17 protein-coding genes are annotated in these 21,713 nt (G+C 36.6%); 7 read left to right on the forward strand and 10 right to left on the reverse strand.

Annotated features, from left to right (window positions below; all coding sequences use genetic code 11):
- Positions 1–319: 319 nt before the first annotated feature.
- On the reverse strand, positions 320–673 hold the full coding sequence (gene yajC, locus IGI65_RS00380; protein WP_071865244.1) for a preprotein translocase subunit YajC: 354 nt from the start codon (positions 671–673) through the stop codon (positions 320–322).
- Between the two features lie 80 nt (positions 674–753).
- Complete coding sequence (tgt, locus tag IGI65_RS00385; protein WP_095006588.1) at positions 754–1,902, reverse strand: tRNA guanosine(34) transglycosylase Tgt; 1,149 nt, start codon at positions 1,900–1,902, stop codon at positions 754–756.
- A gap of 213 nt (positions 1,903–2,115) precedes the next feature.
- Between tgt and IGI65_RS00390 the strand changes: the two genes are divergently transcribed.
- Complete coding sequence (locus tag IGI65_RS00390) at positions 2,116–2,853, forward strand: DUF975 family protein (RefSeq protein WP_438772890.1); 738 nt, start codon at positions 2,116–2,118, stop codon at positions 2,851–2,853.
- Between the two features lie 128 nt (positions 2,854–2,981).
- On the opposite strand, the gene IGI65_RS00395 is transcribed toward IGI65_RS00390, so the two are convergent.
- Positions 2,982–5,618, reverse strand: a complete 2,637-nt coding sequence (locus IGI65_RS00395; protein ID WP_438774390.1) for a cation-translocating P-type ATPase — start codon at positions 5,616–5,618, stop codon at positions 2,982–2,984.
- A gap of 697 nt (positions 5,619–6,315) precedes the next feature.
- Positions 6,316–7,347 carry a tRNA preQ1(34) S-adenosylmethionine ribosyltransferase-isomerase QueA gene (gene queA, locus IGI65_RS00400; RefSeq protein WP_071865240.1) on the reverse strand — a complete coding sequence of 344 codons (1,032 nt, stop codon included), beginning with the start codon at positions 7,345–7,347 and terminating at the stop codon, positions 6,316–6,318.
- Positions 7,348–7,525: 178 nt separating this feature from the next.
- On the opposite strand from queA, the gene IGI65_RS00405 reads away from it, so the two are divergent.
- The 5 genes from IGI65_RS00405 to IGI65_RS00425 all read left to right on the forward strand — a co-directional run bounded on the left by IGI65_RS00405 (position 7,526) and on the right by IGI65_RS00425 (position 12,002).
- Positions 7,526–8,413, forward strand: a complete 888-nt coding sequence (locus IGI65_RS00405; protein ID WP_438772891.1) for a VOC family protein — start codon at positions 7,526–7,528, stop codon at positions 8,411–8,413.
- Between the two features lie 196 nt (positions 8,414–8,609).
- On the forward strand, positions 8,610–9,773 hold the full coding sequence (locus IGI65_RS00410) for a betaine/proline/choline family ABC transporter ATP-binding protein (protein ID WP_438772892.1): 1,164 nt from the start codon (positions 8,610–8,612) through the stop codon (positions 9,771–9,773).
- A 3-nt stretch (positions 9,774–9,776) separates the two neighbouring features.
- Positions 9,777–10,412: an ABC transporter permease gene (locus IGI65_RS00415; RefSeq protein WP_071865237.1), complete on the forward strand. Its 636-nt coding sequence runs from the start codon at positions 9,777–9,779 to the stop codon at positions 10,410–10,412.
- A complete protein-coding gene (locus tag IGI65_RS00420; RefSeq protein WP_071865236.1) occupies positions 10,412–11,329 on the forward strand; it encodes an osmoprotectant ABC transporter substrate-binding protein in 918 nt (305 codons plus the stop codon). Before IGI65_RS00415 ends, IGI65_RS00420 begins: the two co-directional genes overlap by 1 nt.
- Before the next feature lie 4 nt (positions 11,330–11,333).
- Positions 11,334–12,002 carry an ABC transporter permease gene (locus IGI65_RS00425; protein ID WP_071865235.1) on the forward strand — a complete coding sequence of 223 codons (669 nt, stop codon included), beginning with the start codon at positions 11,334–11,336 and terminating at the stop codon, positions 12,000–12,002.
- 108 nt (positions 12,003–12,110) lie between these two features.
- Here the strand turns inward: IGI65_RS00425 and IGI65_RS00430 are convergent, their stop codons facing one another.
- From IGI65_RS00430 to IGI65_RS00450, 5 genes are all read right to left on the reverse strand, one after another.
- Complete coding sequence (locus IGI65_RS00430; RefSeq protein ID WP_438772893.1) at positions 12,111–13,937, reverse strand: APC family permease; 1,827 nt, start codon at positions 13,935–13,937, stop codon at positions 12,111–12,113.
- Between the two features lie 267 nt (positions 13,938–14,204).
- The gene (locus tag IGI65_RS00435; protein ID WP_438772894.1) at positions 14,205–16,910 is read right to left on the reverse strand and encodes a YhgE/Pip family protein; all 2,706 of its coding nucleotides are present in this window, start codon (positions 16,908–16,910) and stop codon (positions 14,205–14,207) included.
- Between the two features lie 266 nt (positions 16,911–17,176).
- A complete protein-coding gene (locus IGI65_RS00440) occupies positions 17,177–17,842 on the reverse strand; it encodes an HAD family hydrolase (protein WP_438772895.1) in 666 nt (221 codons plus the stop codon).
- Between the two features lie 4 nt (positions 17,843–17,846).
- Positions 17,847–18,161 carry a hypothetical protein gene (locus IGI65_RS00445; RefSeq protein WP_438772896.1) on the reverse strand — a complete coding sequence of 105 codons (315 nt, stop codon included), beginning with the start codon at positions 18,159–18,161 and terminating at the stop codon, positions 17,847–17,849.
- Positions 18,162–18,250: 89 nt separating this feature from the next.
- Entirely contained in the window at positions 18,251–19,843 is a 1,593-nt protein-coding gene (locus tag IGI65_RS00450) for a helix-turn-helix domain-containing protein (RefSeq protein WP_438774391.1), read from the reverse strand.
- 317 nt (positions 19,844–20,160) lie between these two features.
- Between IGI65_RS00450 and IGI65_RS00455 the strand changes: the two genes are divergently transcribed.
- Positions 20,161–21,261, forward strand: a complete 1,101-nt coding sequence (locus IGI65_RS00455; RefSeq protein ID WP_438772897.1) for a sortase domain-containing protein — start codon at positions 20,161–20,163, stop codon at positions 21,259–21,261.
- Positions 21,262–21,341: 80 nt separating this feature from the next.
- On the opposite strand, the gene IGI65_RS00460 is transcribed toward IGI65_RS00455, so the two are convergent.
- The gene (locus tag IGI65_RS00460; protein WP_071865228.1) at positions 21,342–21,713 is read right to left on the reverse strand and encodes a type II toxin-antitoxin system PemK/MazF family toxin; all 372 of its coding nucleotides are present in this window, start codon (positions 21,711–21,713) and stop codon (positions 21,342–21,344) included.

Consider the following 21,713-nt stretch of genomic DNA (forward strand, 5'->3'; position numbering starts at 1 on the left):
GTGATTTTTTTCACAGTTTTTTAAATTAAATTTTACCTTGTACTAAAAGCATTTTTACAACCCTTGATTTAAAAACAAAGAAAGCAGTTACAAAGTTTTTATAACTTTATAACTGCTTTAAAAATATTTTTTATCATCTTAAGTAAAATGAAAATAGATTAATTATAACTTAAGTATTTTTTATTCTTAGTAACCCTAATTAGACATTCATTTATTCGTGCACTAGTTTACAAAGATAAAGTAACACCCTAAAAGACCTCAAAAATTTTATCTAACTAATGGAAAATTTTTAGTCAAAAAAAATCCTGCAAAAGCAGGATTAGTCTTTGTCACTATTATCTTCAGTATCAGTAGGGTTAGAAACTAAATCTTCAGTTTTAACTTCTGTTACTGTATCATCCACTACTACTGATTTCCCAGGAGTAATTGATTTGATGGCTTGTTTATCAAAAACAAGAAATACACCTTCACAATCAATTGTGACTGTTTTGTTCGTATCGTCAACTTCAGCCAAAACACCATGCAAGCCGCCGATTGTGACAACTTCATCACCTGGTTTCATTGCGTTTAACGTATTTTGACGTTCTTGTTGTTGTTTTTTGGTTGAACGTGACATAAACCACATCGCTCCTAACAACACTACGAACATAAGAATTGTTGGTAAGCCGCCCATTTTCTTCACCTCGTTTAATTTAATTCACAAGAATAACTTTAACAAAGATTCTTTACTTAAACTAGTTTTTTCTATGAATTTTAAAAACTTTTCGCATTTTCTTTATTGTAGCCATATTCTTCAAAGAAAGCTTGGCGGAATTCCAACAAGTTATCATCCATAATCGCTTGGCGAACTTGTTTCATTAAGTTTAATAAGAAATACAAATTATGATACGTAGTTAGGCGAATCCCAAATGTTTCATCACAATGAATTAAGTGACGGATATACGCCCGACTATAATTACGACAAGTATAACAATCACATTTTTCATCTAGCGGTCTAAAGTCATGGGCAAATTTAGCATTTTTGACAACCAGACGGCCTTTAGAAGTCATACATGTGCCATTGCGAGCAATTCTTGTTGGTAAAACACAATCAAACATATCAATACCACGAATTACGCCGTCGATTAATGAATCGGCAGCACCCACACCCATTAAATAGCGAGGTTTGTGATCAGGAATTAGCGGCGTTGTGAAATCTAAGACACGATTCATTTCTTCTTTTGGTTCCCCAACAGATAAGCCACCAATTGAATAACCAGGAAAATCCATACTGATTAAATCTTTGGCACTTTGACGTCTTAAATCTTCAAAACCAGCCCCTTGAATAATTCCAAATAAACCTTGTCGATCAGGATTAGCATGAGCTTCTAGTCCTCTATAGGCCCAACGTGAAGTACGTTCAACTGATTTTTTAACATAATCATAACTTTCATCAAAAGGTGGACATTCATCAAAGCTCATCATAATATCTGAACCTAATTTATTCTGAATATCAATTGCTTTTTCCGGTGATAAGAAAAGTGGTGCCCCATTCAAATGGTTTTTAAAATGCACGCCTTCTTCAGTAATATTACGCATATCAGCTAGTGAGAAAACTTGAAAACCACCTGAGTCTGTTAAAATAGGTTGATCCCAATTCATAAATTTGTGTAAGCCGCCTGCTTCTGCGACTAAATCTTCACCCGGGCGTAACCATAAATGATACGTATTACTTAAAATTACACCAGCACCCATTTCTTTTAACTCTTCTGGTGCCATAGTTTTAACTGTCGCTAGTGTTCCCACCGGCATAAACATCGGTGTTGGAAAAGTTCCATGCGGGGTAATTAATTCACCCAGGCGTGCGCCTGTATGTTTTTCTTTTTTAATTAAACGGTATTTGATGGCAGGTTCTTGCGCCATTTTACTCCCTACTTTCTACTTTGTTCTGTGTAGCTTCAACCATCATAAAGGCTAGGGGAAAAATTTGCAAGGTCATAATTTTGACTGTTATTTTCTTTTAATAAATGTCCCTTTATTCAGCAAAAAAATAGCAAAATCTCTATAAACTCATGTAATTTCCAAAAGTTAAAGTTTTTGTTATACTGAAATTACTTATAAAAAGGAGTTGAAAAAATGAAATCATCTGGTGAATTAAAGTTAGAAGCCAAACAAATGTTACAAGGCCGCTGGAAAGATGCGGTTTTAATGAACTTGATTCCAACTGTAATTGGCATTGCCATTGCCGCAATTATCTTAATTCCTCTTATTGCCATTATCGGTGGAGTTGCAATCTTTAGTCCTGATACATTAGATACTGTTTCAAATGGGATTAACAGTAATGGGGATGTTTCTTGGACAGCCCAAATTGGCAATCAAGGGGGCGGTATTCTTAGTGGACTATTAACGACTATTTTTGTTTCTGGAATGTCTTGGACGTTTTTAGACATTTATCGGGGTAAACGGGTAGACATTCATCCTTTAAACGACGTTTTCCGCGCTTTTAAGAGTCCCTTTTTAGTAGGTGTGGTCTGTATTTACCTACTTTCAACCATCTTCATTGGCTTGTGGTCATTGCTGTTTTTGATCCCTGGTATTATTAAAAGTTATTCTTATGCCCAAGCAAACTTTATTTACTACGATATTTTAGAAGGTACTGGTCAAAAACCAGGCTATCTCGAATGTATTACTGCAAGCCGCCGTTTAATGAATGGCTATAAAGGTCAATTATTCTGGTTAGATTTAAGCTTTATTGGTTGGCACATTTTAGCAATCTTAACTTGTGGTATTGGCTACCTATGGTTAAATCCTTACATTTACGCTACGAAAGCTGCCTTTTACAATAATTTACCAAATGAAGCTGAAACATTTTAATCACTAAAAAGGATTGAAATAAAAAGGCCTAATAAATGCTACTTATTGTGCGTCTTTACTTAGAAAAAGGAGCTGTGACAAGACTGTCACAGCTCCTTTAGTATTTCATTATATGCTTCAAAAAAAGTTTAGTCTTCTTCTGCTGAAAAATGGAACTTAATCATCTCATTTACAAAGACTGGTACAATCGACAAGATGGCCACTAAGAACCAGTGATTTAAACTAATATGAACTAAGTTAAATAAGCCTTGAGTAAATGGTAATAACGCAATTGCCGTCGTAATCAAAATTGCCAAGACCGACATTTCAAAAAGTGATTTATTCGATGATAATTTCACTTGGAAAATGGAACGACTACTGCGAACATTAAAGACGTGGATAATCGATGAATAAGCCAAGACTAAAAAGGCAACAGTTTGGCCCACTTCTGGACTTGCATCAACCCAAGGACTGACACTATCCACAAAAGAACCTAAATAATAACCAAAAAGAGTGACGATAGTAAAAATACCGGCATTTACCGCAATTTTCTTCCATAATCCCCGTGCAAAAATTCCCTCATGTGCTGGAATTGGCGGCTCATTCATGATACCGGCTTCAGCTGGTTCTCGCCCTAAAGCAAACCCAGGTAATCCATCAGCGACGACGTTAACAAATAATAGTTGTACCGCACTAAATGGTGCCCCCCAACCAATTAACATCGCGATTAAGACGATAAAAATTTCGGAGATATTACAACTTAATAAAAAGTTGATGGCTTTGCGAATATTTTGATAAACAGTCCGACCTTGGGCCACGGCATCAACAATTGTTGCAAAGTTATCATCTGTTAAAACAATATCGGCGGCTCCTTTGGCTACGTCTGTCCCAGTAATTCCCATCGCACAACCAACATCACTGGCATTTAATGCTGGCGCATCATTGACACCATCACCTGTCATGGCTACTACAGCACCCGTTCGCTGCCAAGATTTTACGATTCTAATTTTATCTTCTGGTGTTACGCGGGCATAGACGGTCAAATCTTTTACTTTTCCATCTAATTCTTCATCTGTTAGTTTTTGTAATTGCGAACCAGAAATTGCTTGATTTTTATGACTTAAAATGCCTAATTCTTTAGCAATTGCACTGGCTGTAACCACGTGGTCGCCTGTGATCATCACTGTTTTGATGCCTGCTTTACGCGCTTTTTTAATTGCTCCTTTACTTTCTGGTCTTGGTGGATCAATCATGCCCACTAAGCCGAGTAAGCGTAAATCTTGTTCTAAATTTTCAGATGTAATTTCAGTTGGTTCTGATTCAAAGACACGGTATCCAACCGCAATCACTCGCAATGCTTTTTTACCAAAACGATCATTGACAACTTGGGCACGCTCCACATCCCCATAATGAAATCTTGGCATTAAGACATCAAAGGCACCTTTGGTAACAGAAAGAAACTTTTTATTTCCCATCTTATGAACAGTGGTCATCATTTTCCGTTTTGAATCAAATGGTAATTCTGCCACCCGTGGATACTCTTCATCCAATTCTTTTTTGGTGTGATAATTTTCTTCAATTGCGCGCACAATTGCAACTTCTGTTGGATTTCCTTTCACAACTACTTCGTCATCTTCGCCTTTTTCTACAATAACGTCTGTACAAAGACTGGCGATTTTTAAAACTTCCATCGCTTCATCAGTCATACCGTCTTCAACATCTGTTACTTCATCACCGCGAGACCAAACACGGCGAACTTGCATTTTATTTTGCGTTAAAGTCCCTGTTTTATCTGAACAAATTACACTAGCAGTACCAAGTGTTTCCACTGCTGGTAAACGTCTAATAATGGCATTTTTCTTTGCCATTTTCTGCACACCATAAGCCAATGTTAAGGTAACGATAACCGTTAGTGTTTCTGGAACGGCGGCAACAGCTAAAGAAACAGATGTCATAAACATTTCTAAAAGCGGTTCATTTTGTAAATAGCCAATTAAAAAGACTAAAGCGGCAGCGACTAAAGCAATTAAGCTGATTCGTTTCCCTAATTGGTTTAAACGTTTTTGCAACGGTGTTAAAGATGTACCAGAATCACTTAATAAACCAGCAATTTTACCCATTTCAGTGTCCATACCTGTACCGGTTACAATCGCTTGTCCACGACCATTGACCACCGTACACCCTTTAAACACCATATTTTGTTGATCACCTAATGGTAATTCTTCCTCACTAATAAACTCAGCATCTTTTTCTACCGGCTCACTTTCCCCGGTCAACGCAGACTCCTCAATTCGCAATTGGGAAGCTTGCGTTAAACGAGCATCCGCCGCAATCATAGCTCCGTTTTCAATCACCAATAAATCGCCTGGCACTAATTCATCGGCATCGATTTCTTTTTGCTGTCCATCACGAATGACCGTAGCCGTTTGCTTATTCATATCTTGCAATGCACTGAGCGCTTTTTCAGCATTTCCTTCTTGGACAATCGTCAAAACAGAATTAATCACAATAATCGCAATAATCAATATTCCTTCAAATAAATCACCATGTTCAGTGGCAATAGCGGTATAAAATGAAATAATCGCCGCCACTATTAAAACTAACGTGGTAAAGTCCGTTAAACTGAGTAAAATCTTTTTCACCATGGAATCTTTCTTCTCTTCAGCAAAACGATTCGGCCCGTACTTTTCATATCGTTTTTGGGCTTCTTGATTGCTAAGACCAGCTTTAGTTTGTGAAGAAAACTCCTCCACTATTTCATCTGCTGTTTTTTTATAATAGTCCATCATCTTCTCTCCCTTTAATTTAATTCATAATTTAACTATAACATATGATTTTTTAAGACAACAAACTATATGCGGTTTTTTCACAATTGTTCAAAAAATATTCACAATTAACGTAGGAAATTTTATTTTATAAAAGGAGAGTTTATCACTTGTAAGCGCTTTTATATCGTGCTATACTATGGGTGTAAGGAAGGAAGATATTTGTTGGAAAGGAGATCTCGAAAAGAAGAAAAATTAAACAAGCTAAAAGTTGTTCGATGTACAAGATTCACCTAGATTTATATGTGTGAAGTAAAAAAATTATAAATAGTGAATGCGTATTAGAAGTTGAAATTTAACACAACAAGTAGTAAAAAATAATACGTAACAATTAAACAATTATAAAATACAAAATTACAAGTGAATAGCAACAAGAATCACATGTTTTAGTGTAGAAAATGTAGTGAAAACAAAATTTTATGTTTAACACAAGAGATTGGTACTTTGCATATATAAACTGCAAATAACCCTTTTCAACAAATCCTTCCATGATATAAAAGAGGATGGGCACTCGAGAGCCCATCCTCTTTCTTTTTGTTCTTTTCTTATTCATCAAAACTCTAAAAACATCATATACGCTTATTAGCACAATTTATTTTTGAGTTTTTTGTTGCGGTAATTTACTTATCATTAAAAACAGCTTAGTTGGGGTTACAATTTATTTTACAAACATCGCATCGCCAAAACTAAAGAAGCGGTAGCGGGCTTCAATCGCATGTTGGTAAGCCGCTAATGTTAATTCACGTCCAGCAAAAGCACTGACTAACATTACTAAAGTTGATTTTGGCAAATGAAAATTGGTACTAAAGGCTTGCACAATTTTAAATTCATAACCTGGAGTGATAAAAATATCTGTCCAACCACTATCGGCTTTAATTTCACCATCGAATTTGCTGCCAATTGTTTCAAGCGTGCGAATCGAAGTGGTACCGACTGCCACAATTTTACCGCCAGCAGCTCTTACTGCATTCAACTCTTGTGCAGCTTCTTCTGTTAAACGGTAAAATTCACTATGCATTTGATGTTTGGAAATATCATCAACGCTGACAGGTCTAAACGTCCCCAGTCCCACATGTAAAGTTAAATAAACTAACTTCACTCCTTTAGCTTCAATTGCAGCTAATAATTCTGGCGTAAAATGTAAGCCCGCTGTTGGCGCTGCAGCTGAACCATTTTCTTTGGCATAGACAGTCTGATAACGATCTGGATTTTCCAAACGTTCTTTAATATAAGGTGGTAGCGGCATTTCCCCTAATGACTCTAAAATTTCTAAGAAAATCCCATCATACTTAAAAGTAATAATTCGTCCGCCGTGTTCTAATTCTTCTTCTACAACCGCTTTTAGCCGGCCATCACCAAAAACAATTTCTGTCCCCACTTTTGCTCTTTTGGCTGGTTTAATTAAGGTTTCCCATGTATCACCTGTCGTATTGGTTAAAAGAAGAACTTCTAAATGACCACCCGTATCCGGTTTTTCACCATGCAAACGCGCTGGTAAAACGCGCGTATCATTCATAACTAAAGCATCGCCAGGATTTAATTCATCAATAATATCGCTAAAATGTCGATCTTCCATTTCACCCGTTTGTCGATCTACCACCAATAAACGAGAACTAGAACGCTTTTCCAATGGTGTTTGCGCAATCAGTTCTTCAGGCAAATCAAAATCAAAATCTTCTGTTGTTAACATTTTTACCACTCTTTTCCTGAAATTGTCTTTTGTATTTTAACACTTTTTATACTACTTGACGATGAATGAGACACATTACTTGCTGAAAACTTTTTTAGTCGTTAAACTTACATAAAGTAAGAAAAATGGTGCGATTCTACTCACCTATTTTTTCTAATTTCAAAAAGAGGTGTCTTTTATGCCAGCGTTTCATCACATTTCATTATTAACGAAAAACCGTCAGCAAAATGTGGCGTTTTATACCCAACTATTGGGGATGCGCTTTGTTAAAAATACCGTTAACCAAGAAAACACCCGTATGCTTCATTACTACTACGGTGATTATACTGGTAGTCCTGGTAGCGTTGTTACATTTTTCATCGTGCCTCACTTAGGACAACGGTATGACAATGATCATTTTTTAGCCACAATTGGCTTAAATATTCCGGCTAATAGCTTAAACTATTGGTATGAACGATTAACCAATGCTGGTGTTACCGTCACAAAACAAGAAAACCAATTATTTTTTAACGATCCAGATGAGGTTGCTATTATTTTAACTGAAGTTACAGAAGGTCCCCTCAAATCTGAATTACAAGTTCAAAATGATGTCCCAGGCGATAAACAAATTTTAGGGCTTGCTTCTACTCAGCTACATGTTTCTGATCCTAAAGCAACGGCTGATTTTTTTAAGCGCTATTTAGATTGGGATGTTATAGATGGCAAAATAAACTTAAGTCAAAATGAACACTTAGAACTTTATCAAACTCAAACAATCGAAAAAATGCGAATGGGCCGGGGTGCTATTGATCATGTGGCGTTTGCTGTTAAAGATGATGCCGCTTTAGAAGATTTATATCAAAAAGCCCAAGCACAAAATTGGCAAATTGAAGAAATCATCTCACGGGGCTATTTCAAGAGTCTTTATATTCGCGAACCTGGTGGTAATCGTTTAGAGTTTGCTACCATGTCACCTGGCTTTACGATTGATGAACCATTAGAAACGTTAGGAGAAAGTTTTGCCTTACCACCTTTTTTAGCCGATAAACGGGCTGAAATTGAAGCCAACTTGTACCCAGTCGACTAGATAATTCCTCATTTTACACGACACGCTACTAAGCTATCATTAGTAGCGTGTTTTTTGTTCGATTAAAAAAGCGTTATCAATTTTTCTGGCAAACAGAAATTTTTCCAAAATTATGCGTATTATTTGTCATATCCTTCATTTACTTACATACTAGTAGTGATACATAACTGGGAAAATGATGAAGAGGTGAAGTAAATTGATCGAATTTCAACATGTAACAAAAATTTATAAAGGTGGTAAAGTCGCTGTCGAAGACGTCAATTTGTCTTTTAATAAGGGCGAATTTATTTGTTTTATCGGTACAAGTGGTTCGGGTAAAACAACGTGTATGCGAATGATTAATCGCATGAATGAACCAACGAAAGGGAAAGTACTCATTAACGGTAAAGATGTTAAAGATGTTAACCCTGTCGAACTGCGTCGCCAAATTGGCTATGTCATTCAAAATATTGGTTTAATGCCGCACATGACGATTCGCGAAAATATTACATTGGTTCAAAAACTGATGAAAGTTGATGAAGAAACACGCAAACAAACCGCTGAAAAAATGATTGATTTAGTTGAATTGCCCCGCGAAATGCTAGATAGATATCCAGCGGAACTTTCTGGTGGGCAACAACAACGGATCGGCGTTGTCCGGGCCTTAGCAGCCAACCAAGATATTATCTTAATGGATGAACCTTTTGGAGCTTTGGACCCGATTACACGGGGTGCGTTACAAGATTTAGTCAAAGATTTACAAGAGCGACTAGGTAAAACAATCGTTTTTGTTACCCACGATATGGATGAAGCATTAAAACTTGCTAATCGCATCGTTATTATGAGTGAAGGTAAAGTTATTCAATTTGATACGCCGGAAAATATTTTGAGAAACCCAGCGAATGAATTCGTCGAAGAGCTAATTGGTGAAGATCGCTTATTACAAGCAAAACCCGATACTACAACAGTCGGTGAAGTGATGTTAAATAGCGCCATTACGATTACACCAGAAAAATCTTTACGTGAAGCCATTTCTCTCATGCGGGAAAAACGGGTCGATACGTTACTTGTAACAGATAATAGTAAAATTTTAAAAGGTTTTATTGATGTCGAATCTATCGACAAAATGCGTGGTAAAGCTTCTAGCGTAGGGGATATTTTAAATAAAAATGTTTTCTATGTAAAAGAAGATAAATTATTGCGAGATGTTTTACAGCGTATTTTAAAACGCGGCTTGAAATACGTTCCCATTGTCGATCAACAAACACGGGTCGTTGGTATTTTAACACGCGCCTCATTGGTGGATATTGTCTATGATGTTTTATGGGGTGATGAAGCTTCGATTAGTGAAGCGATTGAATCTGCAAAAGAGGAGGCGTAGAGCATGGCTGATTTTTTTGCAAAACACGGTTCAGAGATTTTAAATAAAAGTTTTGAGCATATTTATATTTCCTTTTTTGCATTAATATTGGGAATTGTGATTGCGGTGCCACTGGGGGTTTTATTAACACGGTTTAAAAAAGTGGCAAACATTGTCATTACTGTCACCAGCGCACTACAGACTATTCCTTCACTGGCGCTATTAGCATTAATGATTCCGATTTTTGGTGTCGGTAAAGTACCTGCGATTATCGCATTATTTATCTATTCACTGTTACCAATTTTACGTAATACTTATATTGGAATGAAAAATGTTGATGGCAATTACTTGGATGTAGCCCGAGGTATGGGGATGACGAATTTACAATCAATCTTTAGTGTTGAGCTGCCAATTGCAATGCCAACCATTATGGCGGGTATCCGCTTAGCTTCTGTTTACGTTATCGCTTGGGCAACTCTTGCTTCTTATATTGGCGCTGGTGGCTTAGGGGACTTGATTTTCAGCGGTTTAAACAACTATCAACCTGATTTAATCTTCGCCGGAACAATTCCTGTTACTTTATTAGCTTTACTAAGTGATTTCCTTTTAGGATTATTAGAAAACTATTTAACACCCAAAGCATTAAGGGGGACGGATTAATGAAAAAACTAAAGACACTCTTCCTCACTCTTATGACTACTGTCTTACTAGCCGGCTGTTCTTTTCCGGGCCTTGCTTCTTCTAGCAGTGAAAACACCGTCGCAATTACTGGTGGTATTACCTCTGAAGCTCAAATTTTAGCAAGTATCGTAGCTGGGATGATTGAACATTATACTGATTTAAATACGACAATTATTAATAATTTGGCCACCACCACGATTAATAACCAAGCGATGATTAATGGTGACGCTCAAATTTCGGCTGCTCGTTATACTGGAACAGATTTAACGGCAACGTTAGGCATGGAACCGGTAAAAGACCCTGCTGAAGCTTTCAAAATTGTAAAATCAGAATTCAACAAACGCTATCAACAAACATGGTTTAAATCGTATGGCTTTGACAATACCTATACTTTTTTAGTCCGAAAAGATACTGCTGAAAAATATCATTTGAAAAAAATTAGCGATTTGAAAAACGTTAGTGATGAATTAGTCGCAGGCGTTGATACTTCGTGGATTAACCGTAAGGGTGATGGCTATGACGGTTTCCAAAAAGAGTATGGTTTTTCGTTTAAAAACATTTTACCAATGCAAATTGGATTAGTTTATGATGCCGTAGCTGCAGGGAAAATGGATATTGTTTTAGGTTACTCAACAGACGGCCGGATTGGCAGTTATGATTTGGTGATGTTAGAAGATGACTTAAAATTCTTCCCACCTTATGATGCAGCGGCTATTGCCGATAATGCTTTATTAAAAAAATATCCCGATTTACAAACTGCATTAGGACGTTTAGAGGGTGTCATTGATACCCCACAAATGCAAAAGCTAAATTACGAGGCTGATAATAATTTAGTCGAGCCTTCTGTCGTTGCAGAAAAATTCCTTAAAGACAACCACTATTTCGAAGGGAAGTGAGTAGATGAATCTGCAAAATATGAATTTAGCCGAACAATTTGTTTATTACTTTAAAGAAAACGGCAGCTACGTTTTCAGTCAATTTTTACGCCACTTCTTAATTTCGATTTATGGTGTACTACTAGCAGCGATTGTCGCCATTCCATTAGGGATTTTAATTTCCAAACGACATAAATTAGCTGATTGGGTCATTCGGATTGCCAACGTCATTCAAACAGTTCCGCAACTAGCGATGTTATCCATTTTAATGATTGGTCTAGGCTTAGGGGTGAATGTGGTAATCGTGACTGTTTTTCTTTATTCGATTTTACCAATTGTCAAAAATACGTATACCGGCATGAAACAAGTGGATAAAAACGCTTTAGATGTTGGTAAAGGTATGGGCATGACAAGCTGGCAAAGACTTTATCTCATTGAATTACCACTTTCAATTTCTGTTATTATGGCAGGTATTCGTAACGCTTTAGTCGTTGCAATCGGTATTACCGCAATCGGTGCCTTTGTCGGTGCTGGTGGTCTTGGTGATATTATTATTCGAGGCACAAATGCCACAGATGGTGCCTCAATTATTTTAGCCGGTGCTTTACCGACAGCCTTAATGGCAATTATCACAGACTGGATTTTAGGTATGGTAGAACATCGTTTAGATCCAGCTGGCAAAACATCTAAATAAATGGAGTTGAAAAAAGGCTATGACAGAAACTGATTTTGTCATAGACTTTAATCGCGTAAAGGAGATGTAACAAGACTTTTGTCACATCTCCTTCTTTTTTTGTCTCTTTTATTTCTTCAAGTGATAACTATAAGTTCCAACAACAATATTTTGACGCCAAGATAAACGCATCCGCAACCGCAAACTCGTTTGGTTATGCAAAATATTTTGCCAACGTCTCCGTGGCACAAATTGGGGAATGATAACTGTAGTCGTGTAGTTATGTTTCATAGCATTTTTACTAACTAAATCGACATACCGGATAATCGGATTTTCAATCGAACGGTAAGAAGAATGAACCACAGAAAAACGCACATCTGGGAAATTTTGTTTAAATTCAGCTTCGATTTCTTTTTCTTTTTTGATATCTTCATCTAAGGAAACATGCATCGCTACTACGTAATCACCAATCGATTGCGCATAATTTAAAGCCCCGACATTTACCCGGGTAACATTACCAACTAAAACAATCACAGTATTGCCATCATACGTATGAAGTTTTGCATCAGCCTCCATTAGTCGTAGTTGTTCAGCAACTTTGCGGTAATGATCATGTATTTTGTAAAAAATAAAGAGTAATACTGGCATAATGATAAAGAATGGCCAAATATCACCAAGTCGATATGCAAATAAGATGGCGATAATCGCATAAGAGATCAACGCTCCGACGATATTGGCGATTGATTTTTTTAGCCAACCACTACCTTGTTTTTGCCAATGACGGACCATGCCGGTTTGTGACAATGCAAAAGGAATAAATACCCCAATCGAATAAAGTGGAATTAAGCGTTCAGTTGAACCTTGGAAAATAATCAATAAAACAATTGAACCTGCCGCTAAAGTAATAATCCCATTGGAATAACCTAAACGGTCGCCTCGATCTTGATACATGTGGGGCATAAATTTGTCTTTAGCTAAGTTATAAGCTAAAACTGGAAAAGCAGAAAAACCCGTATTGGCCGCAACCGCTAAAATTAAAGCAGTACTAAATTGTAAAGCATAATACATAATACCATGCCCAAAAACAGCTTCACCAATTTGAGATAAAACTGTTACTTCTGTTTTTGGCACAATCCCATACCAATAGTTAATAAAGGTAATGCCGACAAAGAAGAAACCTAAAATACTCGCCATAATCGCTAAAGTCGCAGCAGCATTTTTTGCCCGTGGCTTTTTAAAAAACGGTACCGCGTTACTAATCGCTTCTACCCCAGTCAATGAGGAAGAACCTGAAGAAAAAGCACGTAAAATTACTGCTAGCGAAATACCAGGAACGATTGCCCCAGGTAAAGCCGTAGCATGCAGTGGTTGTGCACCTATCGCAATTTTAAATAACCCAACTGCAATTAAGATCGTAATCACTGTAATAAATGTATAAACTGGCACCATCAAAAAACTAGCGGATTCTCTTAGGCCCCGTAAATTCATCATCATAATTATTAAGACAATAAAAATTGAAATTGCCACTTGATGCCCATACAAGGCTGGAACAGCAGAAGTAATGGCTTCAGCCCCAGCAGAAACGGATACAGCAACGGTTAGCATATAGTCAATTAACAATGAACCTCCAGCAATCAGTCCTGCATTTCGCCCTAAATTCTCACTACTAACTACATAGGCTCCACCGCCATGGGGATAAGCATGAATAATTTGCCGATACGATAAGGTTAAAGAAACTAACAAAATAATCACAAAAGCAGCAATTGGTAATGAATACCAAATAGCAGCCGTAGATAATGCTACTAATACAACTACAATTTGCTCGGTCCCGTATGCAATGGAGGATAACGCATCAGAAGATAATAATGCTAACGCAGCAAAACGCGTTAATTTTTGCTCATCATTTTCCGCTGATTTTAAAGGCCGTCCCACTAACAGCCGTTTTAAATAATTCACTTTTCCTTACTCCTTTACGAAATAATTTACTTTCACAAGTTCGTTAATGGTGGTTTTGTAACAACCCTAAAAATAAAAATAATTGCTGCAATCAAGAGTGTATGCTACGCCTCTCTTTTGAAAAAGTCAATGAAAATTTCAGTTAAAAATTTTCTGTTTTTTTCTCCCCACAGAAGTCCAAGTTTTACAACAGAGTAAGCGTTTTATCGGAAAACTGAAAAAGAAGACAAATTATAATAATTTGCCTTCTTTTTTCCTTGTGACACATTAATGGAAGAAATGACTTTCTTTAGTCATATTTCCTAGTTTTTTAGTTGCACCTTCTAAGTATGGATAGACAATTGTCCCGACTACCCCAAAGAAGATAAACAACCCTAACAAAATGAAAATATTTGGCCACGCGTTTGGCCAGTAAATACCACCGGCTGACTCACGTAACAAATCAACCGCATGGGTAAATGGTAACAACGGATTAATCATTTGGAAGAACTTCCCTGAAACTTGAATTGGATAGTTCCCCCCACCCCCAGAAATTGAGAGCACCAAGATTATAATTGCAATCCCTTTACCAATATTCCCAAATAGCGCTGCTAAAACGTAAACGATCATCATAAAGGCTAAGCCGACTAATAAGCCAAATAAGACGGCATAAACGGGTTGTTTCACATCGACTCCTAATAAGAAGTAATTTCCTAAGGTTACGATTAGCGCTTGCCCTACTCCTTCGGTTAAGAAAGTTAGCATCCGCGCAACAAAAGTTTCTCGTTTTGAAAAACGACCTTTGTTTTTATCTTCAATGTAAACATCTGTCGCAGCTACACTAGATAAAAGTAATGCCCCAACCCATAAACATAGCGCTGTATAAAAAGGCGTGCTGGCAGAACCATTGTTTGCCATCGGGTACATTTGATTGGTTTTTAAAGCAACTGGATTGGTGAAAAATTCACTTTCTTTATTGGCATCTAATTTCAACAATTTAATAATTTCACCAAGATCCGCAGTTTCTTCACCTTTTTTAATGGCAGCTGCGGCTTTTTCAATTCCAGTTCTTAGCGATGGCCAGTTATTTTGAATCAGATCTGTGGCCACATCTAATGCTTTTTCAACTTCTGGTAATTTTTCATTCACCATTCCCATCGTACTGGTCAAATCTTTTTTAATTCCAGGCCAATCTTTTTCATAAAAGTCGACTGCTAAAGCCAATTTTTTCTCGACTTCCGGCAAATCATTTTTATACAAATCGGCACCTTTATTAATACCAGAAACAATCGCATTCATATGTCCATTTAACATCACATTTGCGTCATGCAACTCTTTGCCAATCGCTGGCATTTCTTTTTGATATTTTTCTAAAATAGTAACTGCGTTTGTGATAGTCGTCTTAGTTGAAGACAATAGTGATTGAAAATCAATATGTTGGGCTTTTGTTAACAATCCATCAGCAGTATTAATAGTATTAATTAATTGGGTTAAACCTTTTGAAATTTCACTGGAAATCTCAGTTGCATCAATACCACTTAAAACATTATTCACTTCATCGCCTATATCTTGGACTTGGTCGATAAAGTTAAGCGCTGCATTGACATCCCCGGCTTGAATATAGCCATTTAACGTGGTAATCCGAGTCGCTAAACCACTAATCAGCGTTTTGGCATTATTTAAGCGACTGACTAAATCTTGTAAAATTTGACTATCACTGGCATTGGGTAACTTGTTGATAAAATCAATCAGATTTTGAATAATTGTCTGCTGTGTATTCAAATGGCTAACAAAATCTTGAAGCGTTTTGTCGATTGCCTTTTTTTCTTCAGCGGATAACTGATTATCTTTTAGAGCTGTGGAGACATCTTCTAATGCACTATTTAATTCCGTATGAATAAACTGCAAATTATTTAAAATCATGTTAACACTTTGGGTAATATTAGGAATCGCCTTTTGTAGTTCTTCGGCGCCTTCTTTTGTCGTATTCGCAAATTCTTGTGCTTGATTGCCTAATTTTTGAATATCCGGCAAAATCCCTTGGACTTGTTCGATAATGGTTAAGCCTTGTTTGGCATCTTTAATCCCTGCATCCATGGTACTCTTGATATTTTCAAAATCGCTATCCACCATGGCTAATTGTTTACCGGCATTTTGAATTTCTGGAATCTTAGCCTGCAAGTCCAAAATAATGGCTGCTTCTTTTTTCAATTGCGGCATTTTATCATTTAAACTGACTAATTTGTCCCCCATCTCATCAACTTGGGGCAGATAATCAATAAATTGATTGGCTTTATTCAGTTTTTCTTTAATTTCAGGCATTTTACCTTTTAAAGCCACAACTTCTTTTGTGTAACCTTCAATTTGATCGAGGTTATCATTTGTCGTCAAAATTAAATTTTTGACTTTATTGATGCTAACTAGATTGGTGTCAATATCATAGCCCACTTCATTGAATACTTTCATTAAGGTATTGCTGGCAGTATCAATAAACTGACTCGAAATCTGATCTTGTAAACTAGTAGCTCCTTTGTCAGTAATTTTGGGCGCAATCGCATTAATTTTTTCATTAATATAATATTCAATCGTCGGCTTTTTAATTGTTCCAGTGGTAAAGCTCAATAGATCTTGGGAAAATTCTTTTGGTAAATAAATCCCGGCGTAATATTTCCCAGAGCGTACACCTTTAGTTAGGTCTTCTTTTGAGTCGACAAAGCGCCAACCTAACTGTTTATTTTTATGAAGAGTATCAATCACCTGATCGCCAATCTCTACTTTTTTATCCTGTAAACTGGCACCAGCATCATCACTATAAACTGCAATAGGCAATTCACCAGTATTACCATAAGGATCCCACAAGGCTTTAATGTTAAACCAAGCGTATAAAGAAGGTAAAATCATTAATGCAACGATTAGAAAAGTTGCCATCGGATTTTTAAAAATTCGTTTCCAGTCTGTTTTATATAATTCAAAAACATTTTTAATATGCTGCATATTCATCACCTTTATTTTTTTATGCTTGATTACTTTACCACGCATTAATTTTGGCTGCCATCTAAAAAAGCTATGATAGACTTGTCTTTTTGACACTTATGACAATCTGTCATAAAGAAAAGGCTTGCAAATTCTTTTTAGAAACAATCATCTTAAACATTACTTTAAGTTTATCAAAATTATCATTATATAGAAATAAATACGGTTCTTTTGGCAAATGAAAAAGCTTGTGAGGGCCCATTAAGACGTTTCACAAGCTGTATCCATTATAATGTATTTAAGAAATCCAAAAGAACTTTTAGACTTTTCCCTTGTAAAAAAGGGGTTAAACCAATTTCTGCCGGATCCCGATGATTAGCAGGTAAACTTTGGTCAGGCACTAATACGACTTTCATGCCGGCCTCCATGGCTGCTTTAGCGCCAGTTAAAGAATCTTCTGCCGCAATAGTATGTTTTGGGGAAACTTTCACTTTTGCTGCAGTTGCCAAATAAATTTCCGGATTAGGCTTTAATTCTTTGACATCATCGCCAAATGTTACCACGTCAAAAAATGGTGCCAATTCAAAATAATCTAAATACATCTGACCTCTTTTTTTCAATGTCGAAGTGGCTAGGCCGCAATAAAGACCTTTTTCTTTTACTTTAGCCAATGTTTCTTTAGCGTAAGGCTTTAATTTCAAAGCGCCATGGGCTAATTCGTCGGCGATAAAAAGTTCTCGTTCCTCTTTCATTTCTTCGACAATTGTCGCAGAACCAAAATGAGCCACTAATTTAGCCATCGTTTGGCTTGCACTTTGACCGCTCCAACCTCTCATGTCCGCTTCTGTTAAGGCAATACCGTGATTTTTTGCTACTTTTAACCAACCTCGCTGGTACATTTGTTCGCTATCTATTAGCAAACCATCCATATCAAAAATTACCATCTCAATCATCAAATCACCCTAAATTCTTTGCATTTAAAAATTTTTCTACCGTTGAATTAAATATTTCACTCACTTTTTCTGGTGCTTGCTCATAGGACAAATTAATAGTTGGTGTAGCTAAACTATCAAAAGCACTTAGCGGTTGTAAATTTTCTTGCGAAAAAGTTACTTTTGGCGCATGAATCGTTTCTCCGCACGGACCAGAGTGAATAATGGCCATTTCAGCTTTATTTTCTGGTAAAAGGCGTAGCCGGTAAAAGACTCCATCTAAAAATTCTCGTTGTTCACCATAATTTTCTTTGATTTTTTGCCACTGTTCTGCTTTCAATGTAACCCCTCCCTAACTTTATTATAATCCAAAAAGCACCTTCTAACCAATGGCGGTTGCAGGTGCTTTTGTTTTTTTCTTTAAAAAATTTATTGTTCCTTTTTCTGACTTAATGATTCATCCATAATAAAAGTCGCGATTCGCTCATGGTGTTTATAGTTTGGATAAACAAAGCGGCCTGAACGAAACTCAGTAGCATCTAATTTTTCCAAATAGAGATCAGAAGCTTCTTTTTGAATCGTAATAACCCGACGATTTAAAACTTCCCAATCTGTTTCTGACAGATAATTATCAACAATCATCAAATTACTATGTTGATAGTCAGCTAATAAGTCATTGGTAACTACTAGGTCATATTCTTCAAATAGTTTTAATTCTGCGCTAGAAACAAAAAGTGGCGACTCTTTATATAAATCAATTTTAAACCGTTCACCATATTGTCCTTTTAACAAACTACGCAGCATATTGGCATGGCGAATTCCCATATTACTAACAATTAAAATTGATAACCGTCGCCGCAAACTTTCTAATTGAAGCGGTAAATTTTCCCATTCCTTCAATAAAATACATAAAACATCAGATTCTGTTTTTTGTACCCAAGGAAAATTACAATCTTTTTCAATTTCGCGTAAATTTACACTGACAATTTTGGAAAAAATAGGATAAATTCGTTGAATATTTTGGGCTGACTCTTGACTATAGTTGTGTAAAATTTCCCGATCATAAGGATACAGACTATAAGTAGAATATAGCCCCATTAATTGTTGTACAATCTTTTTTTCATCCCGTGTGCTTAAAGGAAAATCAACAGCTTTAGATACAGCTTGTAAAAAGTGCTCCACAGCCGTTTGAATACGTATTTCTTGTTGCTGATTATCCCAAGTATAATATTCATGAAAAACCGTGCGACTCGTCTCTTTATACCACTCAGGAACTAGAACATACTGAGTACTGGCAATTTTTTCACTATAGCTATGGTTACTTTTAATTAAATGATCTAAAAGATCATCCTCTTCTGCATAAATTGCTTCACTTAAGAGAAACCCTTGTGAGGCCCGAATAATCGTTACCATTAAGAGATAGGCATGTTCAATAATTTCATGGTCATCCCATAAGATATCAAAATCAGTAGAAGTTCTCATCACAAAACAAATTAACTCCTGTCTATCGATTGGAAAAGGCCAGTTGGCAGTACCATAAGCTTCAAGAAAATAAGCTTGGTAGAAAAAACGCACCCAGCGTTCATCTGGGGCTGTAATCCGAAACGGCTTACGTTCCAAGGTCAGTCCTCTTCTTTTTAAAGCTTTTCCCACACTACTTACCATTCGATAAAAAGTAGCTTCACTTAAAAATAATTTATTAATCCAAAATTCAGCGTCTTGATCTGGATTTAAAAAGACTTGTTCTAAAAATTGGAATTCGTTGGAACTTTGAATCACATTTTGATAAATGTTATTAATCTTGTTTGACTGCATAGGATGTGCTTTTATCCCACGCACCTTTGAAATATCAATATGCAGATATTCTTCCAGCTCATCATTTATATAGTTAACGTCGGTTATTAATGTTTTGGTGGAACAATCCAAATGCGCTGCAGCTTCTTCTAACGGCCACCAGCGCTCTTGCTTAGCTAAGAATTCGATTAAATATAATCGTCTTTTCATAGCGGTATTCAATAACATCCTCATTTAACTCACCAACTTACCATTTTTTTAATTCTATTTTAACATACTCACAAACAACTATCGAACACTTCCGAGTTTTTTATTTAATAATTTTTCCTACTCCAGTTTTTTTCACAAAAAAGAAATTTATGAATGATTTTTGAAAAACCAATCATTTCAAGGATTAGAGGCATCGACAAAAATATAAAGTGTTATATTTTGTGAAGTTCAGTTAACAAATGTAGTAATTCTCGGTAATCTGAGAGTGTAAAGAAGAAGTCGTAGCGAAATTAAGTTGGGTTATAGAGGCAACATAGTAATGGGGGGAATCTACTATGTTAAAAAAAATGTGGAATAAACGGGCAACAAAAATGATAATTGTTTGTCTAGGCGCTCTGATCGCCTTTCTAGTTTTTGATTTTTATACTTCTGGCACTACTTATGGTAGTAACTCTGCAGCGGCTCAAACGCCAAGCGATATATTGGCGCCAACCATTTCAGGAGATGCTGCAATTACACTCGAAAGAGGAACTGAATTTAAAGCAACAGATTATTTCACAGTGACAGATGATCAAGATGAAAACCCAACATTAGAGGTTCAAACACCATTAGATACGAATAAAGTAGCTGTAATGCCAGTACTTTTAATTGCAAAAGACGAAACAGGTAATACTAGTACTAAACAAATTACAGTAAATATCATTGATTCAAAAGCTGAAGCTGAAGCAAAAGAAAAAGCTCAAGCCGAAAAAGAAAGAATCGAAAAAGAAAAACTTGAAAAAGAAAGAATCGAAAAAGAAAAAGCTGCTGAAGCTGAAAAAAAAGAGGCTGAGGCAAAAGCTCAAGCTGAAGTAGCTGCACAAAATAAAAAAGATAATACTGAAACAAAGAATTCCTCTGCAAATTCAAATGCAAATCATAATACTAAACAAGAAAACACTAGAAACAATTCACAAGATAATGCCACACAAGCTGACAGTAGTACTGAAAATACAGCTACTGCGGCTGTTGCAGCACCAACAATTCAACCGATGCAATTAGAAATTAATGGACAATTTATTAATTATCAAAATGCTGGACAAGCCAGTGGTCAAGCTGTAATCGATGCCGATCACACCCGTGCTGCTACTTGGGGTGGTGCGCCAGTCCAATCTGGAGATGATGGTCTAAACACGCATATTATCGCCCATAACCCTGGTGCTTTTAGCGTCATTTTTAATCTCGGGATAGGCTCTCAATTCAAAATTTCAGATGCCGCTGGTAAAGTTACCACCTATACAGTAAATGAAGTTGCCCAAGTAGATGATGAAGCTTATCGCCTTAGCGATGGTGCAGATTATTGGGACAAAATGATTGGCACAGGCGGCGGTGAAAGAGTCACCTTACAAGCTTGTATCAATGACGTTCACAATCTCGTCGTATTTGCTTATAAATAAAATGCTTACCCTCCCCCCTAGTATTTATTTATAAAAAACGCGCTTCAACAAGTTTTGACACTTGTTGAAGCGCGTTTTCTTTATGTAGCCTGCTGGGGAGCAGGCGTTAATTCTGCTAATCCTACACTGATGCGCAGCGCATGATCCACAGCTTTCATCGTCACAGAATCTAAAACACAGACTTTTTCCTTCAAGCGGCTTTTGTCAATCGTACGAATCTGTTCGAGTAAAATTACCGAATCTTTATTAATACCACTTTCAGTCGCCTTAATGCCGACATGAGTTGGTAGTTTTGGTTTTGCCATTTTAGCTGTAATCGCTGCTACAATTACAGTTGGACTAAAATGATTGCCCCGATCATTTTGAATAATTAAAACAGGGCGAATCCCTCCCTGCTCAGATCCTACGACCGGTGACAAATCAGCAAAGAAAATATCTCCGCGTTTCACCAT

The sequence above is a fragment of the Enterococcus sp. DIV0755b genome (genome assembly GCF_051713765.1).
GTDB classification, from domain to species: domain Bacteria; phylum Bacillota; class Bacilli; order Lactobacillales; family Enterococcaceae; genus Enterococcus_C; species Enterococcus_C canintestini.